Genomic DNA, 22419 nt, shown 5'->3' with positions numbered 1-22419 from the left:
GAAGTCAGTTATGGCGGATGATCCCAATATCGCATCCAAGGTCATCAAGAACGATCCTTGGTACAGCTCCTATGCAACACGAGCCGAGCAGATGCGCGCATCCGAGATTCGTGCCCTCTTCGCCGTGGCCAATCGGCCCGAGGTGGTCTCCCTGGCCGGAGGCATGCCCTACCTGGGCCGGATGCCCTTCGATAAGTTGGCTGACCAGCTTAGCGATATGCTGCGGAGCAAGGGCCAGGTGGCCTGGCAGTACGGGTCGGCACAGGGCGATCCCCACCTGCGTGAAGACGTGCTGCCCATCATGGAGCTGGAAGGCATCAAGGACGTCCAGCCGGATGATGTGGTCATCGTCAACGGTTCCCAGTCGGGACTGGACCTGATTACCAGGATCATGTGCGACCCCGGCGATGTGGTGCTTGCCGAAGCCCCCAACTATGTGGGTGCTCTGGGCGTCTTCCAATCCTTCCAGGTCGATGTGGTCAACGTAGCCATGGACGGAGACGGACTGATCCCCGAAGCTCTGGAGGAGACCATCCTGGAGCAGCGCCGCCAGGGCAAATCGGTCAAGTTCCTCTACACTGTGCCCAACTTCCACAATCCTGCCGGCGCCACCATGAGCGTGGAGCGGCGGCCACGTGTCATTGAGATCGCCAGAAAATACCATGTGCTTATCGTCGAGGACAATCCTTATGGATTGCTGGCCTTCGACGGACAGACCTATCCGGCCCTGCGTTCTTACGACTCCAGCGGCATTGTCTACCTGAGCAGCTTCTCCAAAATCATCGCCCCGGGCATGCGCGTGGCCTGGATGGTTGCGCCTCCCGGCATCCGGCAGAAGCTGGTTCTGGCCAACGAGTCAGCCATTCTTTGTCCTTCCAACATGAGCCAGATGACCATCACCACCTACCTGGATAACTTCGACTGGAAATCGCAGATCAACGATTACCGGGGAATGTACAAGGAACGCTGCGATGCCATGGACGAGGCCTTGAAGGAATATCTGCCCTACTGTTCGTGGCTGAAGCCCAAGGGCGGCTTCTACATCTGGCTGCAGATACCTCAGGGGCTCAACGCCAAGGAAATGCTGCCCAGGGCGATCACCGCCAAGGTGGCTTACGTGTCAGGCACAGCCTTCTACAATAACGGGGAGGGTGCGAATCATATGCGCCTGTCCTTCTGCTACCCCACTCCCGATCGGATTCGAGAGGGAATACGAAGATTGTCCACGGTCATCGAGAACGAACTCGCCACCGTCCGGCTGTTCGAGCCTGACAGCAGCAAGGAAAGGGGCTGAATCATGGCAGCCAAGCACAGCAAGAAGCCTCGGCAGCAGGCCAGCAGCAAAACACTGGCAACCGGCAAGGCCAAGCAAACCGCGAGCACGACGAGGACCACGGTCGTCAGCCCGGACATCACCGCGGCCACGGCTGCCGACGAAGTGGCCAAAGGAGCCAGGCGGACCTCGCATCGCTCCACCCATGAGGCCACGCCGTTCACCATGGACGATGTCCTCTCCCTAGCGAGCAAGGCCACCAAGCGTGCCGATAAGTCCCTTTTGATTATCTGCGGCGGCCTCAGCCATGAGCGCGATGTCTCCATCAGCTCGGGGCATCGAGTCCAAGGATTCCTGGAGGAGGCCGGATGGACGGTCCATGTCCACGACATGGATGGCTCGCTTCTGCCCTACCTGACTGACGAGAAGACTCGCCCTGATCTGGTCTGGCCCCTGCTGCACGGCGCCAACGGCGAAGATGGTTCGATTCGTGATGTCTTGGAGATGGCTGGATTGCCTTACATTGGATCCCGGGCCAAGGCCTCCCGGACCGCCTGGAGCAAGCCCATCGCCAAGAACGTTGCCCGCATGGCCGGATTGTGCACTCCGCATTCCGTGACCTTGCCCGAGTCCATGTTCCGCGAGCTGGGAGTCGAACCCGTTATCGACATGCTTCTAGGTTCGCTGGGACTCCCACTCTTCATCAAACCCACCATGGGCGGCTCAGCCATGGGTTGCACCATGGTGACCGAACAGAACCAGCTCACTCAGGCGTTGATCAACTGCTTCGCCTACGGTGATGTGGCCCTGATCGAACAGGCCGTCACAGGCACCGAAGTCTCCGTGTCCATCCTCGAATTTGACGGACACCCCCTGATTCTGCCACCGCTCGAAATCTGGACTCCCTCAGGCACTTACGACTTCGAGGCTCGTTCCACACCTGGCCCGACGGAGTTCTATGCTCCAGCCCGACTGGATGCTAAGACCACACAGGCTGTAAGCGATGCCGCGCTGACCGCCCACCGGGCTTTGGGGCTCCGTGATATCTCACGCACCGACTTCATTGTTGATGCCCAAGGACAGCCGCAATTCCTGGAGTCCAACGTGGCGCCCGGCATGACGGACACCTCGCTTCTGCCGCAATCAGCCTTGGCTGCCGGCTACAACCTGCCAGAGCTATACACAGCATTGGTTCAATCAGTTTTGAATCAAAAGCGGACCGACTGAAACAACAAAACTATCCCGTTCTGCCCAGTGTTCAGTTATCCTAAGCAAGGTCTGCGTGATGTATATGTGCTATTCGCACAATATGCGTCATGCGGACTTGAAATGTACGTAGATTGCAAATACGAACAGAACAGATGGTACGCAAGACAGGTGCTTTACACACATACGCACTAGCAGCTTGGCACAGTATGGACCAACAGTTTGTAACCGTTTGACACAATGCCCTGTTCTGTGCTCATTATTCTCATCATCATTCTTCTCTGGCATAAAATGTCAGTTGTTCATCATCCACTACACATCGTCGGTTATTTCCCTCCCTCCATGCGTAAGCTCGACTCCCCGCTTCCTCTTTACGCTCCACTCCACCTTTACTTCCCACTTCGCCTACGCTGCTCAGCCAAAGCCAGGATTGATTCAATGATATGTTCAATCAAGCCCCGGTTTTATATTGTCGACAAGGCTAACTTGCAGAGGCATTGCAATCTGATAAATTGCCAATGCCGGAGGCTGGTCACTCTCCAGGACTCAACTCACAATAGGCTGCCGTATCGCTCCATACCCAGGCACGCAATCGTGGTCGATATCAAATGTTTCACGTGAAGCATTCTGGGGTGATCAACTTACTTCATCGACTCCAACGAGGGTCCCACACGGTACAGCGCCTATGATTGACAGCGATTCCTGCTCATGAAAATGAATACAACCTTCAAAAATGAATACAACCTTCATAGAATCGTAAGCACCATGAGTTCTGCATCAATCAGCGCAGGATGCTTTACCTAGGTATTTGTCAAGCGGACGTGACTACATATATAGGTATATGGGAATCGCCGCTTTTGTGCCTTCAAAAATTGGACCCTCTCTACTTAGCCATCGGGAACTTCGAGCGAGAGCTGAGTCCACACTAGTAGATTGCCTTTCTGTCACCGACATTGCTGCATCAGTTCATTCGTCCCAATTCGTTCATCCTCATCCTTGAGAGCACGATCTTCCTATCAGGATTAAACCATCTGGTCGTATTGCTCAGGCGGTTTTGATCCCAAGCGCCCGCTGCAAAGCCCAAAAATAAAAGCCCTTAGATAAGGACACTAAATCCCCGCAAATCAGAAGACACACACATACACATATCTGAGCGCATCTGTCCTTATTGAAAGGCCATACTTTCGTAAGACCGAACCAGCAATTGAAACCGCGCCCCATCATGACTGAACTGTCTGAGTCTTGGCTCAATATGCTTTACTTGTCTCTGATGCTTCCTCGCCCTTGTCTGACGCATGCGAAGAACTTTCATCAGCCCCCTCCTGAGTTGGGGGCGCATGCCGGTCGATAGTCTTAGCAGCCATATCTTCATTAGCCTCAAGGCTTTTGTCTGTTATCGGAGAATCGGCGTCCAACTCACCTTTATTGTCATTAGAGCTGGGAGGATTCCAAAAACGCCAGCTATGCCAGCTATCATCCTCACTCTTATCATCTGTTTGCTGGCTGGGATGCCTCCGCAACAACCGATCGACACGGAGCATAAACCAGATGAGCACCAGAATCGTCCCAAGATTGGTTACGATGGCTACTATCACGGTTTTCTCCATGGTTTAAGAATAGCCTGCCTCTGCCAGAACTGAGCTGACTGTGAGATAAGAAGCTCCCTTTTCGCCCAACGCGTGCGATCCGGTCATCCTGAATAGATACAGTAGCGTTATGAAGCAAACTGTTCATGATGCCGTTGTTATAGGGTCCGGACCCGCAGGTTACACCGCCGCCATTTATCTTGGCAGAGCTGGATACGCTCCACTCGTTATTGCAGGAGCCCTGACGCCCGGCGGTCAGCTTATGAACACGACGGAAGTAGAGAACTTCCCAGGATTCCCTAAAGCAGTACTCGGTCCCGATCTTATGGATCAGATGCGCGATCAGGCCGAACATTTCGGTGCTCAGATCGAATACGATGATGTCGTCTCAGTTGACTTAAACGGAGACGTCAAGCGGATCACCACCGATAGCGGCCAGGAATACCAAGCTCGAGCCGTCGTCATCACTACTGGTTCGCAATATCGTAAATTGGATGTTCCTGGAGAGCGCGAGTTCTCAGGACGAGGGGTATCCTACTGCGCCACATGCGACGGGTTCTTCTTCAAAGACAAGCCGATTGTAGTCGTTGGAGGAGGCGACTCCGCCATGGGCGACGCGGACTTCCTGACCCGTTTCGGCTCTTCTGTCACACTGATCCATCGCCGCCAAGGCTTCCGCGCTTCAAAAATCATGGTGGACCGTGCCAAGGCCAATGACAAAATCAGCTTCCTTCTCGATTCGGTCGTCACGCGGATCAACGGCAACGATAGCGGCGTAACCTCTTTGGACGTCCGCAATACAGCCACAGGCAGGCAGTCCACTATTCCGGCTAATGGAGTCTTCGTCGCCATAGGATTCACTCCTCAGACCGCTTTTCTTAATGGCCAAGTTGACCTGGATCAGGACGGCTATATCCTGGTCGAGGGTGGATCAACGAAGACTTCTGTACCTGGAGTCTTTGCCGCTGGTGATGTCACCGACAAGATTTATCGTCAGGCCATCTCCGCTGCTGGCATGGGCTGCCGTGCTGCTTTAGATGCTCAGGAGTATCTTACGAGTTTGGATAACCAATAAGGCTTGATGCCCCCCTTCATCCCCCCCGCAAACAAGAATTTACGTGCCTGGCAGTTTACGATTGCTAGGCACTTCGTTTATCGATTATGCGCAGCTGTTCACTTAGTCTCCTTTAGCTCTCCATCGACCGCGACCGGACACTATTTTCAACAGGAAAACGACAAATTCTAATGCTGCTCTAATCGGTCCTCGCCAACATAAAAGACGCTCTCCGTTGAGGCGATATCCCACAACCGCCCCCCCCTTCCTCATTGCCACATTGGGAACCCTACAAACCTCGCCTGCTGAGGGTTGTCCGCTCCTTGTTGGACAAGAACCATCCTCCCTCACAAGCCGCATATAAGCTAGAAGGACTCAACTAACCAACTCACACATACCTAAGCAACGATCCGATAATGCCCAACCAGCTAATCAGTCAACGATTCACTGCATATCTCACCATTGAACATATTCATCCGTTTATTGACAGCTAGGCATTTGAGATACCAAGCATTTGAGATACCGATCCACCCAGAAGTAGTTACCTGGCACAATAATCAGGCCAATCCTTCAGCAGGTTGTCGCACTCCATAGCCTGCCAGCAATATGTAGATTTCACACAATCTTTCAGCACAGGCATCTGAGTTCTTTGGACGGTAAATGCTCATAACTGCCGAATCGTTCCAAGACCAAGGCAAAAACAGCGATTGCTTATCAGCCCAGACAAAACAAGACTGAGCTTGAAGCAATCGCTTACTTTAACGAAGGTGTTTAGTTGAGCAACGCTTACAATCGCATTTTCAAGAATGGGGTCCAATGTATGGGATCAAACCCAGCCTTCGTCGCCCGAATGACTGTCATTACTTGCAGATTGATTCTTCTCCAAGAGAATAGCCACGATGCGGTCCATGTCTTCAGGCGAAGAAAATACGATTTCTATTTTTCCATGCTTTTTAGTGCCCTTAATAGCCACCTTGGTGTCAAAGTGACTTTCCAGATCCTGGCGGACAGGACTATCCGCCCAAGCATTTACCCTAGGCCTTTTTGCTTTCTTCTTCCCTTGCCCAGTTTGCAACGCGACGAGTTCCTCGGTAGATCTTACCGACAAACCTTCAGCAATAATCTTGTCTGCCAAGGCAGCCATGGACTTTTCATCCGGCAAAGTGAGCAAGGCGCGGGCATGCCCAGCTGACAATACACCTGAGCTAACCTTTTTCTGTACACTTGGGGGCAACTTCAACAATCGAAGCGTGTTGGTTATTTGAGGTCTCGACTTAGAGATTGACTTAGACAAACCATCCTGAGTCAAACCAAACTCATCTATCATTTGCTGGTAAGCGGCTGCTTCCTCCAAAGGATTAAGAGCCACTCTATGCAGATTCTCGAGCAAGGCATCTCGCAACATGGTGTCATCGCTCGTTGTCTTCACAATTGCTGGTATGGTGTCAAGGCCAGCCAACCGAGAAGCTCGCCAACGGCGCTCACCCATTATGATTTCATAATGGGTTGTTTGCCTCAGGTTAGCCACTCTCTGGTTTAAAAGCTGGCTCGATTGTTCTTCACCGGTCCTAGCGCCAAATACCTTGAATTTGTTTTCCGCGCTGTCAACTGAGGATGTTTTATCCTCGATTGTTCTTGGACTGTCTGCAAGTGTTGATCTTCGCACCACTATGGGCTGCAATACACCAACTTCCTTGATGGAACGGGACAGTTCCAACAATTCGTCTTCATCGAAGATTTGCCTTGGTTGCTGAGCGTTGGGCCTAATATCGTCCACACGCACCTCGGCCAAGTACCCACCTTGGACGGGTTTTAACTGTTCTTGGCTATTGCCCTCCGTCTTACTAAGCCCGCTACCACTGCCAACAGCACCTGCGCGGCTAGTGCTTTGCCGAGTCTTATTTGTCCGATTGTCGACAGCCTCACTCGATTTTGTTATGGGCGATGTTTCACGTGAAACATTTGTCGTCGTAGGTCCAAAGAATAGATCACTTGGGTGTTCCAGGCTGCTGATGGGCGGAACAGAACGACGCTTAGCAGTCCTCTTCGAAGTGAATGTTTCACGTGAAACATTCTCGTTGGGAGATTCAGAAATGCTGACACGCTTTTGTCCCGCCTTGGAGCGTTTACGACCGCTCTTATAAGAATTTGTCGAAGCCGCTTGTTGAGAACTCACACGACCCGAATCCGTAGTATTGCGTTCTTTCTTGGCTCTGTCTTTTTCCGAGGCGTTGGTCTCTAAGTGTTGTTGTTCGTCCGATCCAGTAAGCGAGCCTTGAAGAGTAGACTGCTTGTTGCCTGAATCCAGTACTCTGTTATCTTGTTGCCCATTTTTGTCAACGCTGGTTTCGTCATCTTCGCCTGGCAGGGCGGGGAATAGAGCCCCCAAGCCCTTGCCCAACCGTGAATGGCTTGTCATGTCCTCACTCCCCCTGTCTTCTATTGGCAATATGTCCCAGAACCTGCTCGGACCTCTGGGCGATTTCTAACGCTGCCTCTTCATAAGCGATAGCGCCTGCTCCTTTAGGGTCGTAGGTGACAACGCTTTGCCGGAAGCTGGGGGCTTCAGAGATTTTGACTGAACGCGGGATAGTCGTATTTAACACTATTTCTGGATAGTGCTCCTTGACCTGATCGAATACTTCTTTGCTGAGAAGTGTCCGCCTGTCGTACATAGTCAACAACATGGTCGAGATTACGAGATAAGGATTATAGCTTTGCTGAACGAGTCCTATGGTATGCAGCAATTGTTGCAGTCCTTCAAGAGCATAGTATTCAGCTTGCACTGGAATCAATACCTCATTGACAGAACACATGGCATTCAGGACCAGCAGCCCCAGACTAGGTGGGCAATCAACGAGAACATAGTCATAATGCTGACGGCAGACTTTAAGATAGTCGGCAACTGCCTTTTTCATTAGCTGATTGCGGTTGGGCATATCCGCGACTTCCAGCTCAGCGCCGCTTAGATCAATAGAGGAAGGCACAACCTCTAAATTGGGGAATTCCGGCGAAACCACCTTAACGTCGTCGATTCCAAGACGCCCCTCAAGCACATCATATGTTGACGGCGTCCCTGACTCATGAGTCACACCCAAGGCAGTAGATGCGTTGCCTTGTGGATCCATATCGATAACCAGCACACGTTGGTCAAATTCAGCAAATGCACATGACAAATTGACAGTGGTAGTGGTTTTCCCTACCCCGCCTTTTTGATTCGCTACAGCAATGAAGCGAGTTTTTGACGGGTGAGGGAATTGAGCCTGGCGTAAGGCCTGATAGCGTGCGGATAAATCTGCCATCTCCGCTCCGGACACCGAACCGGTCCCGTCGGCGAATATTCGATTCAGAATATCCGTCGCCGTCTCCATACCTGAAGTGTTCGGCGTGGGTTGCTCACCGACTTCCAGGGTATTTCTCGAAACGGGTTTCACCTTCTTCGATGTGGTCACGAACCTTCCTCCTTTTGATAACCATTCAATTTTCCCGTCCTCGTTGGACATGTCAGAACGGCCGCCAGTTATACACAGCTACTGTTCATAACTGTGGATAAGTGTGGATAGCTTTATCTCCATTTATGTGTTTGACCACCGCCTTATTTTATTTGTTTGGCCTTGTAATCATTGACAATTCTGTCGCTTTTCATTTCATGCCATCGTCTACAAATGATAATGTGGATAAGTCAATCATTAGACTCAAATTGTGCATAACCCACAAGGAGCAAATCCGTAAATCAACTACGCAACTCAATTAAGCGGTACTATTCATGGCAATAATCAATGATCTCTCACTTATTGGATGGCCATCATAAATACCACTGAAGCCCTTCAATTAAGCCTACGAATGACAAGCCATATACAACAAACAGCAGAAGAATGTTTCACGTGAAACATCTATATTGCTCGGAAACAATAGAAGCCCTGCCGATTGTGGCTTACACAGTAATGTAAGATAGCTTTCCTGTTATTTTTTTCAAAGCCACGCCTGCGAGCATTAACCACTGCCGGATCCAGTAGTAAGTAGCAAATGTGTAATTTTATGTATACTTTTTTGTTTTCGTCAGGCAATATGTACCTGCTTATCGATCAATATTATATTTTGCTTCGGATGATTATGTTTGAAGGATCTATATTTAATAAAGAGGGCATGTTTTTTATAAAGATATAAAATGTATTGCGATACTCTTTCACTATATTCTAAACTCTAATAACCTAGATCTATATTGTCGCAATGTGAGTTGATTGTTTCACGTGAAACATCACAACAAATCTCCCCCTAACAATCACCCATTTGCAGTGGCACTACTGTATACATTGATGCGCTGAGACGCTACAAAATCTAGTAGGCGCGAATGAGCATTCTCGGAAAACACAATCACTCTCGTATAGTTACCTTCAATTGTCCTCCAAGTCATTTGGATCAACCACGCTAGTAGTTGATAGAGGATTGTTTATCGGAAGTATTGCAGAACAGATGTTAATTGTATATTGTTTCACGTGAAACATACCTTAGAGGGCACATCTGTCACCGGTGATAGGTCTCGTGTTGCTCAATTTGATCGTCCTCAAACCATGACATCATAGGAATATTCGACGTCGATGACCAATTCGGAGACCTCTTCTGAACCGACGAATCGGGGGCCTTGCAATCCTCGTACGTATGCATGTGCAGACATAACACTCTATGAAGATTAGGGAGGGACCGCAAAGATCACCACAGGTATGGAGACACAATAGACTCCCCTAATGTAAAAGAAACAAGGATATGGGTTGGTTACAAAAAGATGAGCATGACCACAGCTGTTTAGTCCACTGAACAGGTAAATTTATAAAATCACTGAACAATGAAAGAATGATATTCCGAGAGAGTCTTGATAAGGCATCAAAAAGACAACGGTATGTCGATTTCCGGGATTGACCTTCATACAATCTAATCAACAATGATTAGAGTATAAGACCAGGATGGAATAATACCTGCTGCCGAACTAAAAGGGACACTATGATATGCAGGATATTCAAGAAATAGAACATCTATATTTCAAATATATATATATAACTAAATAGATGTTGTACTACCTATTGTGCGTAACATCGTTTCAAACCAGGAGGTCAAAACTTCGAATAATTCGGTCTGAAAACACATTCAAAGCAGGCAATATATTTCCACCAGCGTGCTGACTTCACTCTTAAACAAGCTCTCTCGTTCATTGTGATTAAACATCAGCCAAGCTGCTGTCTGGAGACCAGACTAAATCTACTATGACTATGACATAGTCGGTCAATTTCCAATCCGTCATTCCACAAGGCTCTATGTTAGAGAAGAATAATCTATTATTCGATCGAGTTCATTCTTACCTCACTTCTAAACCAGTCCTCGGACACAAAATCATTCATAAATTTCATTCTGATATCGTACTTCAGTGTTTGTCCACAAGAATCACATGGGTATCTTCAAGGCCGGGCGCAACCAAAGCTTGACAAACCCGTGGATTCTGTCCATAATATTTTTTTATCGCTTTAGCAGCCTTATCAAGCTCGCCCTGTGCCGAACGACCCTTAAGTGCAATAAGCTGACCTCCCGATTTCAAAAGAGGCAGGGTCCAACCAGCGAGCTTAGTCATGGGGGCTACAGCTCGGCATGTCACAACATCGAAGGCCTGTGGAACTGAAGGATTAGAGTCGATGTATGCTAGACCTGCTCCACCCGTCACAAGCGGGGAGTCATGGCTATTTACATCTAGATCTTGTTGATTGTCATCATTTCTGGCAGCAGCAAAAGTTGAAGAACCGTGGCCGGAAGCAGAAACAGACTGTTCTGCATTTCGGCGACCAACGCGACGCCGGCCCTGTGAACTTTTTTTGTTATGCCGCGTTGACGCATGGAGTGATTTCGGGACCAGGTTCTCTGCACGCTTGCGAAGCACAACCGCATTAGCCAGGTGCAGCTCATCAACAACTTCCTGCAGCCAGATTACACGCCGCTCCATTGGCTCGACTAGAACAACCTTGCACTGCGGAAGGCAAGCTGCCAGTACAATACCAGGAAAGCCTCCGCCGGAGCCTATATCCGCCACCGTTGCCGTGGGACTGTCAGTGGTCAATCGGTCTCGAACAAAAGGCACAATAGCAGCTGAATTGAGAATGTGCCGCTCCCAAATAATGTCTTCATCGCGAGGGCCAATGATCCCCCTCTCCACGCCCTCGCGTAAGAGCTTGTCATGAAAACGCTGCATGGGTACCAGAGCATCACCAAGCACCTGGCTCAATATGGGACTATCGTTCAGCTCATCATCCACAACAGCCATTTCGACTCCTCACATTCATATTCGATGCCCAGTCAATTACAGCCACAGACCGCGACAGCGTCATACTGTCTCGTACAGCTAGATTTCACTCTGCCAGAACCGAAAAACCATTAGATTCCTAGGACTGCTATCAAAGTATTGTTCTCAACCGCAAAAGGACATTGAGAGTCATATATATCAGTATCCTATCGAAACAGCATAGGTGCAGTCTCTAATAGAGGGTCACCAACAAGGGCATTCCGATTAAGCATCGAGGCAGACTAGCCGCCATCATGAGCCAGACAGCACTACGTACCTGCCAAATAGCACAACCCTGGCAGATAGCGCACAAGAGACTTAGGCAGTACGACCGCGCCAAGCAGTGAACCAATCTAAAAGGACGACGTCATACAATGCTTCATTGGCCCGTGGCCCCACATGGCTCTGCGATCACTCCCTGTGGGCACCATCAGGATCGTCATCAGCCGCGTAGTCAGCCGAATCAACGACCTGATCAGTTTCATCTGCATCCAGCGGGGCATCATACCCGACTGGCTCACCCTCAATATCGTCAGACAGGTCCTCGTCTTCGCTCTTGACCCTCAGGTAGACGGTGACATAACGATGGGGTTCCTCGCCGTGGGAACGTGACTTCAGCCCCTCCTCACGAACCATGTCATGGACGATCTTGCGCTCGAAAGAGTTCATAGGCTTCATATTCACGGGATCGCCAGTCTCACGGACCTCGTCAATCACATCCAGAGCCTGCTCGCGAAGATGTTCGCGCTTGCGCCTTAGGAAGCCGTCCACATCCACAATCAGATGGGAGCGCTCCCCTATCTTCTGCTGCACGGCCAGCCGTGTCAGCTGTTGAAGAGCATCAACCACCTCGCCATCCTTGCCGATCAGATGTTTGATGTCCGTATCGTCGTCAGCCACAATCTGCACGGTCGGACGGTGGTTGCGCACCCCCATCTCAATATCGCCCTCATAATCGACGATGTCCAGCAACCCCTCCAGATAGTCGGCGGCGACATCCGCTTCCTCATTGAGTTGCTCAATGGTCTTTCCCTGGTCCAGAGACTGAGACATCTATGCTCTCCTTACACGCGTTTACATCCGATTCATAACCTCAGACCCACTGGATTCCTGGTCACCAATCGAGTGTCCAGTATTGAGGATACACGGACGTGATGATTGCAGACTACTCCAGTATCCGCCCGACCGAAAGCTGGGTCACCGCGCCGGCCATTACTGCCAATAGCCGGATCAACGACCGCGACGCTTGCGGTGGGGCTGAGAACGCTGGTGGGAGACGTTCTTGTTGTTGCGGGCTTCCTCCTCCAGCCGCTTGGCCTCCATCAGTTGCTCCTCCTCCAAAGAGGGCAGCCCCTGGCGCTTGCGACGAGCGTTCTCATGGCGGTGATCCCGCTCCTCCTTGCTCTCTGCAGCCGGCGAGCCGGGAGTGGGCATATGGTGGACCTGGAAGAGGGTTCGGCCCAGATTCCAAAGGTTGTTGGTCAACCAGTAAATCAGCACGGCGAAGGGGAAGTAAATACCCGAGAAAATATACATGACCGGGAAAATGAAGGCCATCATCTGCTGCATCTTGTACTGCTGTCCCTGCATGGCCGACCTGGGCATGTTCCGTCGGACGTTGTGGAACTGCGAGTAGAACATGGCCAGGCACATAAGCACGATGAAAACCACAATGACTATGCGGCCCGCGCCATGGGCGGACATGAAGTTGTCCGAAATCCGCAGCCCGAAGAAGGTGGTCTCCTCGAATTCTCGCGCCACCTGTCGATTGAAGGCCCCCAGGGGTGCCCGCTTGCCCCGGGCGATGAAGGGCACGGCCGAAAGCACATAGAACATTGTCATGAAGACCGGGCCTTGGACCAGTGCGGGCAGACAGGACCCCATGGGATTAGCATGGTTATCCTGATAGACCTTCATGGTCTCCCGGCTCATGGCCTCTCGGCTCGCCGGATCCTTCTTGTTGCGGTACTTGTTCTGGATCTTCATCAGCTTGGGCTGCAGGGCCTGCATCTTTTGCATGGATCGCAACTGCTTGATGAAGAGCGGCAGCACGCACAGGTTGACGACCAGCACCAGCATCACTACCGAAAGCGCCCAAGCCACGCCGGGACCCTTGTGGAACCCGATCAGGGTCAGGAACTTGTGACAGTAGGTCATGATGTAGGTCATGAGCCACTCGATGGGATACAGGATCTTGTAGAAGAAGCCGTATATGCCCGTATCGAAAGTGAAGGTGTCGTTGTTCTGGAACATTATCAGGCCGTCTCCTTGTCTGGGGCCATGGGGGTCAGCCGGGCCTCCTCATGGGCCGTGGACCACGAGAACCGATAGAAGATGGAAAATCTTTGGGGCACGTCATCGATTCCGCCGTTGTTGAATGGCGTGCAACGCAATAGCCGCAGAACGGCCAGGATAGTTCCACGCAAGGCCCCGAACCGCTTCAGAGCGGTCAAAGCATACTGGGAGCAGGTCGGGTAGTAACGACAGCTCGGCGGCGAAAGGGGTGAGATGTGGCGCTGATACCAGCGGACTGCACCCTGCAGAGCCCGGGAGGCCAGGCCACTCATGCCCTGCACCCTTCACTGGCTTCCACATGTTGAACGGGTTGACGCTTGGACCCGGCAAGCTGCAGCTCTGACTGTCCCTGTGCATCGAGGCCGCCGGCAGTCTTCCCGGTCTTGCGCATGAGGTCACGGAAAAGCCTGTCGACTTGTTCCTCCAGCTGCTTGTATGTGGCTGTGGCAGCGCTGGGTTTGGCGCGCATGACCAGATCACAGGAGGATGGCAGCAGGTCCTCCTTAGATCCGGCAAGTTGCCTGAATCTGCGTTTGACCTTATTCCTAGTCACGGCCTTGCCCACATTTTTGGATACAGCGAGCCCCATGCGGCGTCTGCCTGCAGGCAGGATGTCATGCCGCCCTTCGCGCTCAGCCGATGTCACCGGCAGCAAGGTCGCTGTTCGGTCAGATCCAGGTATCGAATAATGTATGACCAGATCCCTGCTGCTGACCCGATGGCGTCGCCTGAGCACCGCCGTGAACTCCCGGTGGCTTCTCAGCCGTTCCACCTTCTGAAAAGGGATTGGATCCGACTCAGGCAGAGAGGGTCCGACGGCCCTTGGCCCGGCGCCGGTTGATCAGGGCACGACCGGAGCGGGTGCGCATACGAGCGCGGAATCCGTGCTTCATGTGACGACGGCGATTGTTGGGCTGGAATGTCCTCTTCATAATTCGTTGCTCCCGTGTGTAGACATACTCGAGTACGGCTCGTTATGAGTCAAGCTATATCACGGTACACATGAGCCGAGACGGAGTCAAACAGGCTTCCGGCATCCAGCTGGTGAGGACCGCTCCATACCCTGTGCAAACCCTGTCATAGCAGGAGAATAGGCCTCCTTACTTATCCACAAATTACATCACTGTTATTCACATTCATCGTAGATACAACACGCTATCCTGTGGATAACCGCGCAAAGTCGGTGTAACAATGAGCTACTGTCTACTCTGAGAGAAGCAGGAAGACCGGGAAATTCGTCGTCGAGAAGAGAGGAGCACACTGATGGCGCAGGATCCGCTGGATGCCGCTGCCCAGGCCAAGAGAATCTGGGATTCGGTCCTGCAGGTGCTCCGCTACAGCAGCTCATTGACCTCCAGAGACAAGGGCTGGCTGGAGGACATCACCCCCGAGGCGGTTTTCGGCACCACCATCGTTCTCAGGGTCTCCTCCAAGGCCACTCAGGAGGCTGTGCAGGGACCGCTCAGCCAGCCGCTCCTCAATGCATTGCAGCTGGTCACCAACCAGGAAATGTTCCCGGCCATCAAAATCGTCTACCCAGAGCAAATGGCCAAGCAGAAAGCTGCCGATCAACAGAATGACCAACGCGCGTCCGCCATGGCTGGCTCTGTCCCGGGCAGCGGCGAGTTCCGTCAGGTTCCCGGTCCTGCTCAGGATCCCTATAGCGACTACCAGCGTCAGGCCGGCATCGACCGATCGCCCGGCTCAGAGACCCACTCGGACTGGCGGACCGAGAACGCTGGAACCTCCAAGTCCCCGATTGTTTCCGTCAATGACTTCCACGAGGGCACCTATGTGCCTATGACCCTGGATATGCAGGCCGAACTGTCCGAGCCCTCCCCCGCTGTGAGGTCAACGGCAGGCGCTGATGCCGACCAGCAGAGCGAGGCAGAGAGGACCGCATCCCGACCCGCCTTCACCGTGCCCCGCTTCCCCATGAGCCAGAACCGAGTGGAGCGCGACCCGCAGACCCACCTGAACAAGAATGCCACCTTTGATACCTTCGTCCCAGGCGACTCCAACCGCTTTGCGCGAACCGTAGCCTTGGCCGTGGCCGAAGGGTCAGGCCAGGATTTCAATCCTTTATGTATCTACGGCAGCTCAGGCCTGGGCAAGACCCACCTGCTCAACGCCATTGGCAACTATGCCCTGGTCAAGGATCCTTCGCTCAAGGTCCGATACGTCAACTCGGAGGAATTCACCAATGAATTCATCGACGCCTTGCAAAACTCCACCCAAGGGTCGGGCCAGATCGCGGAATTCAACCGCCGCTATCGGCAGGTGGATGTGCTTCTTATCGATGATATCCAGTTTCTGGGGGGCAAGGAAGCCACCCTGGACCAGTTCTTCCACACCTTTAATGCCTTACATGACGCCAACAAGCGCATCGTCATCGCCTCGGACGTGGCCCCCAAGAATCTGAAAGGCTTCGAATCACGACTGATCTCGCGTTTCGATTCGGGTCTGACTGTGGATGTCAAACCTCCGGACCGGGAGACCCGGGTGGCCATCCTCAGAATGATGGCCTCCATGAACGGGGTCAGCATTCCCAACGAGGTTCTGGATCTGATCGCGGAACGCTTCACCGAGAACATCCGAGAGCTTGAGGGGGCCCTGACCCGTGTCACCGCCGTGGCCAGCCTTAACAATCAGCCGGTCACCACAGCCCTGGCCGAACAGACTCTGCAAGACTTCTTCTCTACGGATGTGGAGATCAAGCCCACTGACATCATCTCCCAGGTGGCCAAATACTTCCATCTGACCTTTGACGATATTGTCGGCCGCACGCGCACCAAGAACATCGCCCTAGCCCGACAGATAGCCATGTATCTGGCGCGGGAGATGACCAGCATGTCCTTGGTAGATATCGGCGAGGTCTTCGGCGGCCGCGACCACACCACAGTCATGCACGCCTATACACGTATCTCCAATGAGATGCAGGAAAAACGAGAGATTTACAACTACGTCATGGAGCTGACCGTCCGGCTCAAACAGCCTCAGGAATGATACGACACGCAGACACCACTGTGGATCGACAGAAAAAGATATCCACCTACTTATCCCCGGATGTGGGCAAACCTTGGGAACAACCCACTGATTTTCCGGGGATAAATGGTGCATCTTCCGCGAACAAATCACATGTTTTTGTGGACAACTAAGCAGAACTCCAGACTTGTGGATAACTTGGCTTTTTAATCACACCAATTACACTACTTATCCACATCACTTAAGTGATGGCTATCCACTGCATTGCAAGGATCTGAGAACTTATCCACACCATCCACCAAGCTTATTACGATGACTCAATGTATATTTATGCAATAGTCACCTTCATACTCAAGCACACCTCTCACTCCAACCACATCACCCGACCTATTCGATAGAATGAATCCAGTTCATTCATCGACAAGAAGGCTCCCATGAAAGTAGAAGTGAATTCATCCGCACTCTCGGATGCAGTGGCATGGACCACCCGCATCATCCCCTCCCGGCCGGCTTCGCCGATCCTGGCAGGCATCAGGATGGAAGCCTCTGACGGAACATTGAAGCTCTCTGTTTTCGATTACGAGGTTTCAGCGAGGAACCACATCGAGGCAGGCATCGACGAATCCGGAACAGCCTTGGTACTGGGTAAACTGCTGGCTGACATCACAAAATCCCTGCCATCAGAGAAGACCTACCTGTCAACCGAGGGATCCAAGATGACCATTACCTCGGGCAAATCCACTTTTTCTCTGCAACTGATGCCTGACAGCGAATACCCCGACCTCCCTGCCGTTCCTGAGCCCATGGGCCAGGTGGATGCTGAGACCTTCATTCAGTCCATCTCCCAGTCCATCGTCGCTGTTTCCCGGGAAGAGAGCCGTCCGGTGCTGACCAGCGTCAAAACCGAGATCACTGGGGACAAGGTGGTCATGACCGCCACCGACCGTTTCAGGCTCTCCCGTTCGAGCTTCACTTGGACTCCTCGCGATGCCAACTTCTCCACCTCCATGCTTATCCGCGGCTCTTTGCTGCGGGACATCGCCCGTTCCCTGGACGAGCACCAGAACGTGACCATGGATTATGAAGCCGACAACCCCACCATCATGGGCGTGGAAAACGCTGGCAAAATATCCACTACCCAGCTGATCGACGGGGAATTCCCTGCAGTAGATCGTCTCTTTTCAGACGAGTACCCCATCCAAGCTGTCATCGCCCGGCAGGATCTGATCGACGCCATCAAGCGTGTGGCCCTAGTAGCCGAGCGCAATGCCCCAATCCGTATGGTTTTCTCCGGCAACGAGGTGACCCTGAGCGCAGGCACGGCTGACGAAGCGCAGGCCCATGAAGTTCTGCAGGCGGATCTGGACGGTGAGGACATCACAGTGGCTTTCAATCCCAACTACCTGATCGACGGGTTGGGCGCCATTGCTGAGCCTTTTGTCCGCATCAAGATGACCTCGGCAGTCAAGGCTGTAGAGTTCAACGGCCAGCAGGAGCAGGATTCCGAAGAGTCCATGGACTACCGTTACCTGCTTGTGCCCATGCGCTTCAACAACTGACACCTGGGCAGGTTCGAGGAACAATCGCCATGCACATCTCCCGTCTGGTTCTGGATCACTTCCGTTCCTGGGAGCATTGCGTCCTCGATTTGGAGCCCGGGGTGACCATTCTCGAAGGACGGAACGGCCTGGGCAAGACCAACCTGGTCGAGGCCATCGAGGTCCTGTCCGCCGGCGGCAGCCATAGGACTTCATCTTCCCTGCCCCTGGTAGAGCGTGGACAGTCCAAGGCCACCATCAGGGCCAGGGTGAAGCAGGACGGTACCGCCACCGACTATGAGCTGACCATTGCCGCCAAGGGATCCAACCGTGGAAGAATCAACGGTGGGCCGTCCCTCTATCAGCGTGACCTGGTAGGCCGGGTGCCCTGCGTGACTTTCAACCCCGAGGACCAGCTGATGGTCTCAGGAGAGCCGGCAGCCAGGCGGGCCGTGCTGGACCAGGCCGGCAGCCAGCTTGATACCGACTACTTCCAAGTTCGGCAGGATTTTCGCCATGTGGCCAGGCAGCGCGCTGCACTGCTCAAGCAGCTCTCCCAGGCGGGCCATGACGCCTCAGGTGATGGGCGCGATGCCGCTCTGTCCGGCCTTGAGATCTGGACTGGGCAGTTTATTCGCATCGGGCTGGATCTGAGCCGGCGACGAGCGGCTCTGGTAGAGGCCCTGGACCAGCCCTTCACCGATTTGTATGGTCGGCTGGCAGGACCTGGTCAGGACGCTCGATTGACCTACCGCCCTTCTCTGGAGGAGATCGGACCCGACAGGCAGACCGGTCCCGAGGCCGCCGAGGCCGTTAGTCGTCACTTTCAGCGGATATACCCGGGAGAAGTGGCCCGGGGCACCAATCTGATCGGTCCCCAGCGCGACGATCTGGCTTTTACCCTCAACGGCATGCCTGCCAGGGAGTTCGCCTCCAACGGTGAGATGTGGACCCTGGCCCTGGCTCTGAGGCTGGCTCTGCTGCAGGTGGTCAAGGACCGTCGCTCTCTGGAGCCCATCGTCATTCTGGATGATGTCTTCGCCCAGTTGGATCGAGGACGCAGGGATCAGATTCTGGACTTTGCCCGTCAGCAGGACCAGGTGCTGATCACTGTGGCCGCCGACAGTGACATCCCATCCTTGCAGGGCGCCAGGCTGGTGGATGTGTCCCGGCTGAGGCCCGTGCAGCCATCCGATCCGGCTGCCCAGGATCCGGCCATCGCCAGTGCCATGCAGGATCTGCGTCGAACCAGGGGGACAGCTCAAGACGACTCGGATATATCGGATGGGCCGGAGGGGAACGACCTGTCATGAAGGCGCCCATAATTGAAACCCTGCACTTGGACCAGCGTCGACTGCCGGCCCTGGTCTTCGAGGGCTGCACCCGACGGGCGGCCACTCGTCAGCAGCGGGAGAACAGTTCCCGTAAGGCGTGGTATGCATTCGGCAAGCCCGGCCGCGACCCAGCCAAACTGGGAGGCGTGGTTACCAGTCTGGCTGCCGGAAGCGGGTGGACCAGCCATCTGAAGGTGGCCCGGCTGCGCAACCAGTGGGACAGTGTGGTGGGACCCGGTATCGCCGCCCATTCGAGAGTGGTCTCCTACCGGGATGGCGTGCTGATCATTCAGGCGCAGACAACGGTCTGGGCCACCCAGCTGACCTACCTGGTCCCCCAGCTCCAAGCGACTATTGTCAAGCGGCTGGGCATGCCGGTAAAGCAGATCCGGGTGACCGGCCCCCACAACTACAGTTTCCGCCGTTCGCGGTTCGATCCACCTGGCCGAGGCGTGCGCGACACCTATGGATGAACCCATAAACTGCGAATACCGTCTTCCCAGCTTTCTGTAAGCCTAAAGTCCCCTAGAGCTGGTAATCTATAGGTTATAGGGTCAAACGCTTCCAAGGCCCCTTTATGGACGATTTGGAACCTGGTGACCATGACTCGATCCCCTGCTCGACCACGAACGGAAGCTGCTTTGTTGTCAGTGGCCGACGATGGGGGTGCAGAAAGGACTATCCGTGGCAGATCTCAACACTGACCCGTCCCGGACCCCGCAAGAGGGCCGGGAGCATGAGGAGGACAAGCCTCGGGATGATGGCATGACGGGCCAGGATCAGCTGGACGACGCGCAGCTGGATGACTCGCTCTCCCCCGAGCATTATGATGCCAGCGATCTGAAGGTGCTGGAGGGGCTAGAGGCGGTCCGCGTCCGTCCCGGCATGTACATCGGCTCGACGGGCTCCAGGGGCCTGCATCACCTGGTCTACGAGATCGTCGACAACTCGGTCGATGAGGCTCTGGCTGGGTACGCTGACCATATTGAAGTCACCATCCTGCCCGACAACGGCATCCGTGTGGATGACAATGGCCGTGGCATTCCTGTGGACGAGGTGCCAGGCGAGGGCAAGAGCGGCGTCGAGGTGGTCATGACCAAGCTGCATGCCGGCGGCAAGTTCGGTGGTGGCGGTTACGCGGTCTCGGGCGGTCTGCACGGCGTGGGCATCTCCGTGGTCAACGCCCTGTCCACCCGGATCGACGTCCAGGTGCGCCGGCAGGGCTACCACTGGCATCAGAACTTCCGCAACCAAAAGCCCACCGCTCCCCTATCCAAGGACCAGGCCATGGGGCCGGACGAGAGCACCGGCACCTCGGTGACTTTCTGGGCCGACCCCAAAATCTTCGAGACCACGGTCTACGACTTCGAGACCTTGCGCAGCCGCTTCCAGCAGATGGCCTTCCTCAACAAGGGCCTGAGGATCACCTTGACCGACCTGCGCCCCAATGACCAGGCCGGCGACGAGGTGGCGGGCGAGGAGCAGACCCCGGAGCAGAAGGGCCAGTCCGTCAGCTACCAGTACGCCAACGGCATCAAGGACTATGTGGACTACCTGGTCAAGGTCAGGAAGGCCACGCCTGTGGAGGCCGAGGTCATCGACTTCGAAGCCGAGGATCTGAAGCTGGGCATCTCCGCCGAGGTGGCCATGCAGTGGACTACCGCCTACTCGGAGTCCGTCCACACCTTCGCCAACACCATCGCGACCACCGAGGGCGGCACCCACGAAGAGGGGTTCCGTGCTGCCCTGACCAGCATGATCAACCGCTATGCCAGGGATAAGAACATTCTCAAGGACAAGGATGACAACCTCTCGGGCGACGACGTACGCGAGGGGCTGACCGCCGTGGTCTCCGTCAAGCTGACCAATCCACAGTTCGAGGGTCAGACCAAGACCAAGCTGGGCAACTCCGAGGCCAAAACCTTCGTCCAGAGGGTCATGACCGAGAGACTGAGCGACTGGTTCGACGCCCACCCAGGCGAGGCCAAGGCCATCATCCAGAAGGCCATGGAGGCCTCCCGGGCCCGGATCGCGGCCAAGAAGGCACGCGAGAACACCCGTCGCAAGTCCATCTTCGAGACTGCCGGCATGCCTGACAAGCTCAAGGACTGCCAGTCAAGCAACCCCCAGGAGTGCGAGCTGTTCATCGTGGAGGGTGACTCTGCAGGCGGCTCGGCCATCCAGGGGCGCAACCCCATGACCCAGGCCATCCTGCCCCTGCGCGGCAAGATCCTCAACACGGAGCGGGCCAGCTTGGACCGCATGATGAAGTCCGACACCATCGAATCCCTGATCACGGCCGTGGGCGGCGGATACGGCGAGGACTTCAACATCGATAAGGTGCGCTACCACAAGGTTATCATCATGGCCGACGCCGATGTGGATGGCGCCCATATTGCCACCCTGAATCTGACCCTCTTCTTCCGCTACATGCGGCCCATGATCGAGGCCGGCTACGTCTATGTGGCCATGCCTCCGCTCTACCGGCTCAAGTGGACCAAGGGGCCCCACAGCTTCGTTTACACCGATGCCGAGCGTGACAGGGTTCTGGCCGAGGGCAAGGCCTCCGGCCGGCAGCTGCCCAAGGGTGAAGGGATCCAGCGCTACAAGGGTCTGGGCGAGATGAGCTATCAGGAACTCTGGGAGACCACCATGGACCCGGATCACCGCATCCTCAAGAAGATCCGCATTGATGACGCCGAGCAGGCCGATGAAACCTTCACCATGCTCATGGGCGACGAGGTTGAACCCAGGCGTCTGTTCATCCAGCGCAATGCCCACGACGCCCGCTTCATCGACGCCTGAGACGGACGTCCTTCCCTTTTC

Annotated in this window: 16 protein-coding genes and 1 pseudogene; 8 read left to right on the top strand and 9 right to left on the bottom strand. The window is 54.1% G+C overall.

Annotated elements, in window-relative coordinates:
- The first annotated feature begins 10 nt into the window (after nucleotides 1–10).
- Both J3T95_RS08950 and J3T95_RS08945 read left to right on the top strand, forming a co-directional pair.
- Nucleotides 11–1294, top strand: a complete 1284-nt coding sequence (locus tag J3T95_RS08950; protein ID WP_267451164.1) for an aminotransferase-like domain-containing protein — start codon at nucleotides 11–13, stop codon at nucleotides 1292–1294.
- Nucleotides 1295–1297: 3 nt separating this feature from the next.
- Nucleotides 1298–2500: a D-alanine--D-alanine ligase family protein gene (locus tag J3T95_RS08945; protein WP_267451163.1), complete on the top strand. Its 1203-nt coding sequence runs from the start codon at nucleotides 1298–1300 to the stop codon at nucleotides 2498–2500.
- Between the two features lie 1226 nt (nucleotides 2501–3726).
- On the opposite strand, the gene J3T95_RS08940 is transcribed toward J3T95_RS08945, so the two are convergent.
- On the bottom strand, nucleotides 3727–4086 hold the full coding sequence (locus tag J3T95_RS08940; protein ID WP_220236557.1) for a hypothetical protein: 360 nt from the start codon (nucleotides 4084–4086) through the stop codon (nucleotides 3727–3729).
- Nucleotides 4087–4195: 109 nt separating this feature from the next.
- Here J3T95_RS08940 and trxB point away from each other — a divergent pair, with 109 nt between their 5' ends.
- A complete protein-coding gene (gene trxB, locus J3T95_RS08935) occupies nucleotides 4196–5140 on the top strand; it encodes a thioredoxin-disulfide reductase (protein ID WP_267451162.1) in 945 nt (314 codons plus the stop codon).
- An 805-nt stretch (nucleotides 5141–5945) separates the two neighbouring features.
- Here the strand turns inward: trxB and J3T95_RS08930 are convergent.
- From J3T95_RS08930 to rpmH, 8 genes and pseudogenes are all read right to left on the bottom strand, one after another.
- Nucleotides 5946–7538, bottom strand: coding sequence for a ParB/RepB/Spo0J family partition protein (locus J3T95_RS08930; protein WP_267451161.1), 1593 nt, complete (start codon nucleotides 7536–7538; stop codon nucleotides 5946–5948).
- Between the two features lie 4 nt (nucleotides 7539–7542).
- Nucleotides 7543–8490 carry a ParA family protein gene (locus tag J3T95_RS08925; protein ID WP_220237490.1) on the bottom strand — a complete coding sequence of 316 codons (948 nt, stop codon included), beginning with the start codon at nucleotides 8488–8490 and terminating at the stop codon, nucleotides 7543–7545.
- Nucleotides 8491–10535: 2045 nt separating this feature from the next.
- A complete protein-coding gene (locus J3T95_RS08920; RefSeq protein ID WP_267451160.1) occupies nucleotides 10536–11423 on the bottom strand; it encodes a 16S rRNA (guanine(527)-N(7))-methyltransferase RsmG in 888 nt (295 codons plus the stop codon).
- A gap of 429 nt (nucleotides 11424–11852) precedes the next feature.
- A complete protein-coding gene (locus tag J3T95_RS08915) occupies nucleotides 11853–12494 on the bottom strand; it encodes a Jag family protein (RefSeq protein WP_267451159.1) in 642 nt (213 codons plus the stop codon).
- Nucleotides 12495–12671: 177 nt separating this feature from the next.
- Nucleotides 12672–13694, bottom strand: coding sequence for a membrane protein insertase YidC (gene yidC / locus J3T95_RS08910; protein WP_220236562.1), 1023 nt, complete (start codon nucleotides 13692–13694; stop codon nucleotides 12672–12674).
- A 2-nt stretch (nucleotides 13695–13696) separates the two neighbouring features.
- Nucleotides 13697–14008, bottom strand: coding sequence for a membrane protein insertion efficiency factor YidD (gene yidD / locus J3T95_RS08905; RefSeq protein ID WP_267400899.1), 312 nt, complete (start codon nucleotides 14006–14008; stop codon nucleotides 13697–13699).
- Nucleotides 14009–14115: 107 nt separating this feature from the next.
- A pseudogene (rnpA, locus tag J3T95_RS08900) lies at nucleotides 14116–14508 on the bottom strand (ribonuclease P protein component); the annotation flags it as partial.
- Between the two features lie 25 nt (nucleotides 14509–14533).
- Nucleotides 14534–14668 carry a 50S ribosomal protein L34 gene (gene rpmH, locus J3T95_RS08895; protein WP_015022700.1) on the bottom strand — a complete coding sequence of 45 codons (135 nt, stop codon included), beginning with the start codon at nucleotides 14666–14668 and terminating at the stop codon, nucleotides 14534–14536.
- Between the two features lie 331 nt (nucleotides 14669–14999).
- Here rpmH and dnaA point away from each other — a divergent pair, with 331 nt between their 5' ends.
- The 5 genes from dnaA to gyrB all read left to right on the top strand — a co-directional run bounded on the left by dnaA (nucleotide 15000) and on the right by gyrB (nucleotide 22398).
- Nucleotides 15000–16742 (top strand): chromosomal replication initiator protein DnaA, encoded by a 1743-nt coding sequence (gene dnaA, locus J3T95_RS08890; RefSeq protein WP_220236565.1) that lies wholly within the window; start codon nucleotides 15000–15002, stop codon nucleotides 16740–16742.
- A 413-nt stretch (nucleotides 16743–17155) separates the two neighbouring features.
- Nucleotides 17156–18280, top strand: coding sequence for a DNA polymerase III subunit beta (gene dnaN, locus J3T95_RS08885; protein WP_267451158.1), 1125 nt, complete (start codon nucleotides 17156–17158; stop codon nucleotides 18278–18280).
- A 29-nt stretch (nucleotides 18281–18309) separates the two neighbouring features.
- A complete protein-coding gene (gene recF / locus J3T95_RS08880; RefSeq protein ID WP_267451157.1) occupies nucleotides 18310–19572 on the top strand; it encodes a DNA replication/repair protein RecF in 1263 nt (420 codons plus the stop codon).
- Nucleotides 19569–20066, top strand: a complete 498-nt coding sequence (locus J3T95_RS08875; RefSeq protein ID WP_267451156.1) for a DUF721 domain-containing protein — start codon at nucleotides 19569–19571, stop codon at nucleotides 20064–20066. Before recF ends, J3T95_RS08875 begins: the two co-directional genes overlap by 4 nt.
- Before the next feature lie 292 nt (nucleotides 20067–20358).
- Nucleotides 20359–22398: a DNA topoisomerase (ATP-hydrolyzing) subunit B gene (gyrB, locus tag J3T95_RS08870; protein ID WP_220237319.1), complete on the top strand. Its 2040-nt coding sequence runs from the start codon at nucleotides 20359–20361 to the stop codon at nucleotides 22396–22398.
- Nucleotides 22399–22419: the final 21 nt, after the last annotated feature.

Source organism: Bifidobacterium sp. B4079 (assembly GCF_026537385.1).
GTDB lineage: Bacteria > Actinomycetota > Actinomycetes > Actinomycetales > Bifidobacteriaceae > Bombiscardovia > Bombiscardovia asteroides_I.
Note: the sequence above shows the minus strand (reverse complement) of the source record. Positions and strands in the feature narration are given on the sequence as shown.